The sequence below is a fragment of the Iodidimonas sp. MBR-22 genome (assembly GCF_029946565.1).
Lineage (GTDB): Bacteria > Pseudomonadota > Alphaproteobacteria > Sphingomonadales > Rhodothalassiaceae > Iodidimonas > Iodidimonas nitroreducens.
The window spans coordinates 111,630-118,329 of sequence record NZ_JARKVQ010000011.1 but is presented as its reverse complement, the minus strand read 5'-3'; the positions used below and the strand labels follow the sequence as shown (position 1 = coordinate 118,329).

The following is a 6,700-nucleotide window of genomic DNA, read 5'->3' as shown; positions in this document are numbered from 1 at the left end:
GTCACAAAGATGCCTGTCAAGTGGTCCAAACGAAACCACCGACCGCATCTCCCTTCTCTCATCAACACTGTCAAAGATCAAAGCCTTGATTTCCAAGGCGCCGCCGTGTTTCGAAGCCGTGTGCTCCGCAGCGGTGAGGGCGGGTTATATGGATGCTGGCATGGCCTGTCAAACCCTTTTTGGAAGTTTTTTGACATCGCCCTCTTTCGCCATCTCAGGCAGCAGTCCTCGGCATCGGGTTGCTATGCTAAAGCGTATCATGGCGCTGGTTTTTGGCGCTGAATCTTTCGCGGGGGCCGCCTTTTCTGATTGAATATGGCGTAGGGACAATATCCGAAATCTTTTGGTCTATGGGTCAGATATAAAATTCAACGGGATGGAGGAGAAAAGGAAAGACCATGGACCAGCGATTGAAGCGGCTGGAGGGATTGGCGGACTTGCTCGACAGCCGCTTTCGCATTCCCGGCCTTGGGGTGCGGGTGGGGCTGGATGGCATCATCGGCCTGATCCCCGGCATTGGCGATGCCGTGATGGCGTTGGTATCCCTTTATCTGGTGGCGGAAGCCGTGCATATGGGCGCACGCAAGCGGGTGATTGCGCAGATGCTGGCCAATATCGGGATCGATTTTCTGCTGGGGAGCATCCCTGTGGCAGGGGATCTGTTCGACATTGCTTTCAAGGTGAACAATCGCAATATCGCCCTTTTAAAGGCTGAGCAGAACCGGCACCGCGAATAGGTACCAAGCCGATTCGCCACCCCTCAGCATAAAGATGAGCGCCTTATTCCTTATCGGCTTCCTTGTCGCGATGATGGCGCTGGATGCCCATTTCATCGAGCATGGCTGTTTCGCGTTTGGCCGCGTCCTCTTTTTGGCGCAGGGCTTGGCGTTCGGCCAAAATCTCGAATTTCTTGAGTTCCTGAAAGGCTTCGCGCACCACATCTTCCTTGGCATTGCGCTGTTTTTCCACGCCATGGCGCTTTTTCAGCAGCGCATCGCGGCGGGCGAATGTGGCGGCAGCAAAGGCCCCAAAAGAAAGGCCCGCCAGCACATCGCCATCAAAAGCCCCTTCTTTTTCCAATTGGCCTGAAAGGGCGGCAAGCTGGGCATCGATCTCATTGATCTCGGCCTGCACCCCGGCCAGTTCCTTTCGCGCTTCATCAAGCTGCCATTTCGACAGCCGGATCATGCCATCCAAACCCTTCATCGCTCACCTTTCATGATCGAAGAATATCGGCCAGTCGTTGATAGCCATCGGCCAGATTGGTTTGATCCTCTTTTTTCTGATTAAGATAGGCATCAAGCTGGGGCATCAGATCGATGGCCCGATCAACCACCGCATCCGCGCCCCGACGATAAGCGCCAAGGCGGATCATTTCTTCCATATCGGCATAGGCGGCAAGGCTGGTGCGCGCTTCCCGCACGATTTCGTTTTCCGCGTCGCTATTGCAGCCGGGCATGGTGCGCGAAACAGATTTCAGCACATTGATGGCGGGATAGCGGCCGCGTTCGGCAATCGCCCGCTCCATCACAATATGGCCATCCAAAATGCCCCGCACCGCATCGGCCACCGGCTCATTATGATCATCGCCTTCCACCAGCACGGTGAAAAGCCCGGTGATCGAGCCCGAACCCCGCGGCCCCGGCCCTGCCCGCTCCAGCAATTTCGGCAATTCCGTAAAAACGGTGGGGGTATAGCCCTTGGTGGTGGGCGGCTCGCCCCCCGCTAGGCCGATTTCACGCTGGGCCATGGCAAAGCGGGTGATCGAATCCATCAGGCACAAAACCTGCTGGCCATGATCGCGAAAATATTCCGATAAGGTGAGGGTGAGCCACGCCGCCTGCCGCCGCATCAGGGCCGATTCGTCGGATGTGGCCACCACCACCACAGAGCGCGCCAGCCCCTCCTCGCCCAGATCATCCTCGATAAATTCCTGAACCTCGCGCCCGCGTTCACCGATCAGGCCGATCACCGCAACATCGGTGGCGGTATAGCGCGCAAGCATCGACATCAGCACCGATTTCCCGACACCCGAGCCCGCGAAAATCCCCATTCTTTGCCCCGAACAGCAGGAAACGAAGCTATTGAGGGCGCGCACGCCCAGATCAAGCTTTGCCCCCACCCTTTGCCGTTCATGAGCCGCCGGGGGGCGGGCGCGCAAAAGCGCCGGTTCGCCACTTTCCCGCAAAGGGCCCTTGCCATCCACCGGCTGCCCAAAAGCATTGACCACCCGGCCAAGCCATGCGGACGAGGGATAAACCGCCGGTTCCTGTTCGCCCACATAAGCTTTGCAGCCGATTCCCACGCCATCCAGCCCGGTGAAGGGCATCACCAACGACCGCTCATCCCCAAAGCCGATCACCTCGCAATCGATCAGGCGGCGATCCCGGGCTTCAATGATCACCCGCGATCCCACAGACAGGCTGTGTTCTGCGCCCGCCACCTCAACCAGCAAACCACGCACCGCCACCACCCGGCCATAGCGGCGATCGGATTGAATCCGGTTGATTCCGATATGCAGACTTTTGAGACTCGCAGCCATGTCAGGAGATTCCAAAATGCAGATAAAGCGGCCAATGCGGGCCATAATCGCTGAAAAGCCATCCTGTGCGCATTTTCTTAAACCTAAGTAAACTATGTTTAATAAGGCAATTTCAGGCTTTTTGCGGTTGCTCGTTTCTATTAAGGTTATAATTTGTTAATAAATCGCCTGTTAACTTTGATTAATGAGGGGGCGACTCAGGGGGTGCAAGCATTTTATGCTTGATGGCCTGAAAAATCTGAGAGCCAGAAAGTCTAAAGGTCTTAACGCAAAAGGCCAATGATGAATGAAGGCGAAGCGGGGGCATTGTCGACTCTCGTGGCCACAAAACAGGAAACCGGAGCAAGAAATGTTCCGGCAGCGCACAGGAGAGAAGACCATGCGCGTGCTATTGATCGAAGACGATACCACCACAGCCAAAAGCATCGAGCTCATGCTCTCGGTCGAGCGGTTCAATGTTTATGCCACGGATCTTGGCGAAGAAGGCCTCGATCTGGGTAAGCTTTATGATTATGACATCATCATTCTCGATCTCAACCTGCCCGATATGCATGGTTATGATGTCTTGAAAAAGCTGCGGCTTTCCAAGGTCAATACACCGATCCTGATTTTGTCGGGGCAATCGGAAATGGAAGATAAGGTGAAAGCCCTGGGCTTTGGCGCCGATGATTATCTGACCAAGCCCTTTCACAAAGAAGAGCTGGTGGCCCGCATCCATGCCATTGTGCGCCGGTCCAAGGGCCATTCCCAATCGGTGATCAAAACCGGCAAGCTTTCGGTCAATCTGGATACCAAAACCGTGGATGTGCGCGGCAATCGGGTGCATCTGACCGGAAAAGAATATGCCATGCTCGAACTTTTGAGCCTGCGCAAGGGCACCACCCTCACCAAAGAAATGTTTCTCAATCATCTTTATGGCGGCATTGATGAGCCGGAATTAAAAATCATTGATGTGTTTATCTGCAAGCTGAGAAAAAAGCTGGCATCGGCCACTGATGGCGAAAACTATATCGAAACCGTGTGGGGGCGTGGCTATGTTTTGCGCGATCCCGATGAAGACAGCCATGGCGAAAAAAATACGGCCACAAATTCCGGGGACAGAAGCCCCAAGGGGGCCGAAGTCGCCAACGCGCTGGCCAGTTAAAAGCCGGCAGACCCATTGAAACAAAAAAAGGCTCGCCAAGTGATGAAACGCACTGGCGAGCCGATTTCAGATGGTGATCATAAAACTCCGATCAGCGCTTGCGGCGGACGATCATCCCAAGACCAAAAAGCCCGGCCATGTAAAACAGCGCACTCGCGGGCACGGGCACATCGGTAACATAGCGGCTGGCAAACAGAAAATCCTGCGACGAGACATGGGACACACGTTGCGCGCCATCTGTCAGCCCCAGCCAGCCCCAGCCCACAGGAAAGCCGCAATGCACTGATTGCGGGCAATCGAGCCGATGGTTATTGGATAAAAAGCTGAACAGCCGACCCGATTGATCGCCCCAGGCAATCAGGCCCACCTGCATCCCGGCATCAATCCCTAAAACAGAATCCAGAAAGCTTAATTGGCCGGTTCCCTTGGAACTGGCCCCCGCACCATCACCAAAAATCTGGATCCCCGGATTAAGAGGATCGAAATCAGCCGCCGCTGCAAATCCCTGATAGGTGAAATCAAAGCTCACCGGGGCCGAAGCCACATAAGACCCGCCCCCCGAATCGCGCCCACCTTCGCCCACGCCTGTGATGCGAAAGCTGTTCAGGGCCGGATCATCATGCACTTCAAGCCGTGCTGTTACCTCGGTAAAAGCAAAGGTCCACACATCGGATGCACGCCCGCCACCGGTCATAAAACGCTCGATCCCATCAAGGCGCAGGCCATAAATCGGCGGTGCCTGATTGCCATCGGGGTGGCTGAACAGATTATAATCATGGCTGGCAATGACCGCAGCCTCCACCGGAGCCGCCATCGCCATTCCCGACAGGATCACCGCCACACAGGATGCCGCAGCGCTTTTCATTCCCTTAGCTGTCATCTTCGCCCCCATCTCGCCTGTCGGCTCAAAAATCAAACGGTCCATGCCTGATCACGCCAAGCGCGCCAGATCTCCCCCCTGTCACAGCAAGATATGGGCCATTTCGGCCATCACCATAAAAGCCATTCATAATCAATATGTTAGTTCCCTCTCATCCTTATTTGTCGCGTGACTATTTTTGATCTGTAAAATTAGCTGACGGCTTTGTCCCATTTTAGAACAAGTCTATGCGCCGCCCGCATCAGCCCTGCCAATATGGTGATGGCGCGCTCAGTGGCCCTTTCATGCTAGGCTCGTCCGGGGCTATGATCGTCCCAGCATGATATTTGGAGCCTTATATTTAAAGCCTGATATTAAGAGACCGATCACCAAAGACCGATAGCTGGAGAGTGCGCTTCATGTTCATCCATTTTTTCCAAAGCCTGCGGCAATCCGGTGTGCCGGTGAGTCTCAAGGAATATCTGATGCTGATGGAAGCCCTGGATGAAGGTTTGGCCGATTATTCGGTCGAGACATTTTATTATCTATCCCGGGCGGCTTTGGTGAAGGATGAAAGCAATCTTGATAAATTCGACCGGGTATTTGGCCATGTGTTCAAAGGGCTGGATCTGCTGAGCGATGGCGATCAGATCGAATTGCCTGAAGATTGGCTGAAAAAACTGGCGGAATTGCATCTAAGCCCGGAAGAAATGGAGCAGATCAAATCTTTGGGCGATTTCGATCAGATCATGGAAACCTTGAAAAAACGCCTCGAAGAGCAAAAAGAGCGCCATCAGGGCGGAAATAAATGGATCGGCACCGCCGGGCGATCGCCTTTCGGGGCCTATGGCTATAATCCCGAAGGCGTGCGGATCGGACAAAAGGAAAGCCGCCATCGCCGCGCCATCAAGGTGTGGGACAAACGGGAATTCCGCAATTTCGATGATCAGGTGGAATTGGGCACCCGGTCCATCAAGGTGGCCCTTGGCCGTTTGCGGCAATTTGCCCGCACCGGGGCTTTGGATGAATTTGATCTTGATGATACCATCCGATCCACCGCGAAAAAGGGCTATCTGGATATCAAAATGCGGCCTGAGCGGCATAATGCCGTTAAAATCCTGCTGTTTCTTGATGTTGGCGGATCGATGGATGATCATGTGAAGATCACCGAAGAGCTATTTTCCGCAGCCCGCAGCGAATTCAAGCATCTGGAATTTTTCTATTTCCACAATTGCCTTTATGAAGGCGTGTGGAAAGATAATCGCCGCCGCCATCAGGAACGCATCGATACATGGCAGATTTTGCACAGCTTTCCCGCCGATTATAAGCTGATCTTTGTGGGCGATGCATCCATGAGCCCCTATGAAATTGCTTATCCGGGCGGCTCGGTGGAACATTGGAACGAAGAATCCGGGGAAACCTGGATGCGCCGGGCCTTGAGCGTTTATTCCAAGGCCGTGTGGCTCAATCCGATCCCGGCCCAGCACTGGGCTTATAGCCAATCGCTGACGATGATGCGCGATCTGATGAAAGATCGGATGTTTCCCCTGACTTTAGCCGGATTGAACGATGCCATGCGGGCACTCGTTTAAAGGCGGTCTCCGCTGACCTCAAACGGCCCCTTCAGCGCACATTTTCATTGACCTTGATGCAACAGCGCGTCTCCTTGCCATCCAAGGCGCTTTCCATGGAAAATTTGACCAAAGCCGCGTGGGAAACATCATGGGGTCGATCCGAAAGGCGCAGAAAGCGGCAGGTTTTCCGCTCTTCAATGGGGCCATCGGCCAAATCATCTGGCCCGGCTTTTTTCGGCTGATAGCGATAATTGATGCTGATCGTGCGCAAATCTGCGGGGAGGATTTCAAGGGCATATAAAATCGAGGGGATATTATCAGGTCGCCTTTTGAAATGGGCATGGGGATCGTAATTGGGGAAAACGGTTTGTTGGGCTTCAAGCGCAGTCAGCGGTTGATCTTTTATGGAGACATCTTGCCATGAAAGGCTGTGATCGTCATGAGCAGAGGCGATCCACGCCTTGCAAAAGCGCACCTCTTCATGATCACACGCGGCCAGCCCCAAAAATCCAAAACAGAAAAGAGCACGTCCGAGCCGCATCCGCCATTCCTTCGACAATGGGCAAAATTATGTGGCAAAA

The 6,700-nt window shown here is 54.1% G+C and carries 7 protein-coding genes and 1 pseudogene; 4 read left to right on the top strand and 4 right to left on the bottom strand.

The genetic code is table 11. From position 1 onward, the window contains the following. Positions 1–282 (top strand): hypothetical protein (locus QK300_RS09870; protein WP_281301526.1); only part of this gene is annotated, 282 nt, incomplete at its 5' end. A 116-nt stretch (positions 283–398) separates the two neighbouring features. After that, positions 399–737 (top strand): DUF4112 domain-containing protein, encoded by a 339-nt coding sequence (locus tag QK300_RS09865; RefSeq protein WP_281301525.1) that lies wholly within the window; start codon positions 399–401, stop codon positions 735–737. 43 nt (positions 738–780) lie between these two features. Here the strand turns inward: QK300_RS09865 and fliJ are convergent, their stop codons facing one another. Together fliJ and fliI are read right to left on the bottom strand one after the other, a co-directional pair. Beyond that, positions 781–1,206 carry a flagellar export protein FliJ gene (fliJ, locus tag QK300_RS09860; protein ID WP_281301524.1) on the bottom strand — a complete coding sequence of 142 codons (426 nt, stop codon included), beginning with the start codon at positions 1,204–1,206 and terminating at the stop codon, positions 781–783. 10 nt (positions 1,207–1,216) lie between these two features. Beyond that, entirely contained in the window at positions 1,217–2,542 is a 1,326-nt protein-coding gene (gene fliI, locus QK300_RS09855; RefSeq protein WP_281301523.1) for a flagellar protein export ATPase FliI, read from the bottom strand. Positions 2,543–2,921: 379 nt separating this feature from the next. Here fliI and QK300_RS09850 point away from each other — a divergent pair. After that, a pseudogene (locus QK300_RS09850) lies at positions 2,922–3,599 on the top strand (response regulator transcription factor); the annotation flags it as partial. 178 nt (positions 3,600–3,777) lie between these two features. Here QK300_RS09850 and QK300_RS09845 read toward each other — a convergent pair. Continuing rightward, positions 3,778–4,566, bottom strand: coding sequence for a VPLPA-CTERM sorting domain-containing protein (locus QK300_RS09845; protein ID WP_281301521.1), 789 nt, complete (start codon positions 4,564–4,566; stop codon positions 3,778–3,780). 398 nt (positions 4,567–4,964) lie between these two features. Here QK300_RS09845 and QK300_RS09840 point away from each other — a divergent pair, with 398 nt between their 5' ends. Continuing rightward, complete coding sequence (locus QK300_RS09840; RefSeq protein WP_281301520.1) at positions 4,965–6,137, top strand: VWA domain-containing protein; 1,173 nt, start codon at positions 4,965–4,967, stop codon at positions 6,135–6,137. Between the two features lie 31 nt (positions 6,138–6,168). Here the strand turns inward: QK300_RS09840 and QK300_RS09835 are convergent, their stop codons facing one another. Then, on the bottom strand, positions 6,169–6,660 hold the full coding sequence (locus QK300_RS09835) for a hypothetical protein (RefSeq protein ID WP_281301519.1): 492 nt from the start codon (positions 6,658–6,660) through the stop codon (positions 6,169–6,171). Positions 6,661–6,700 lie beyond the last annotated feature (40 nt).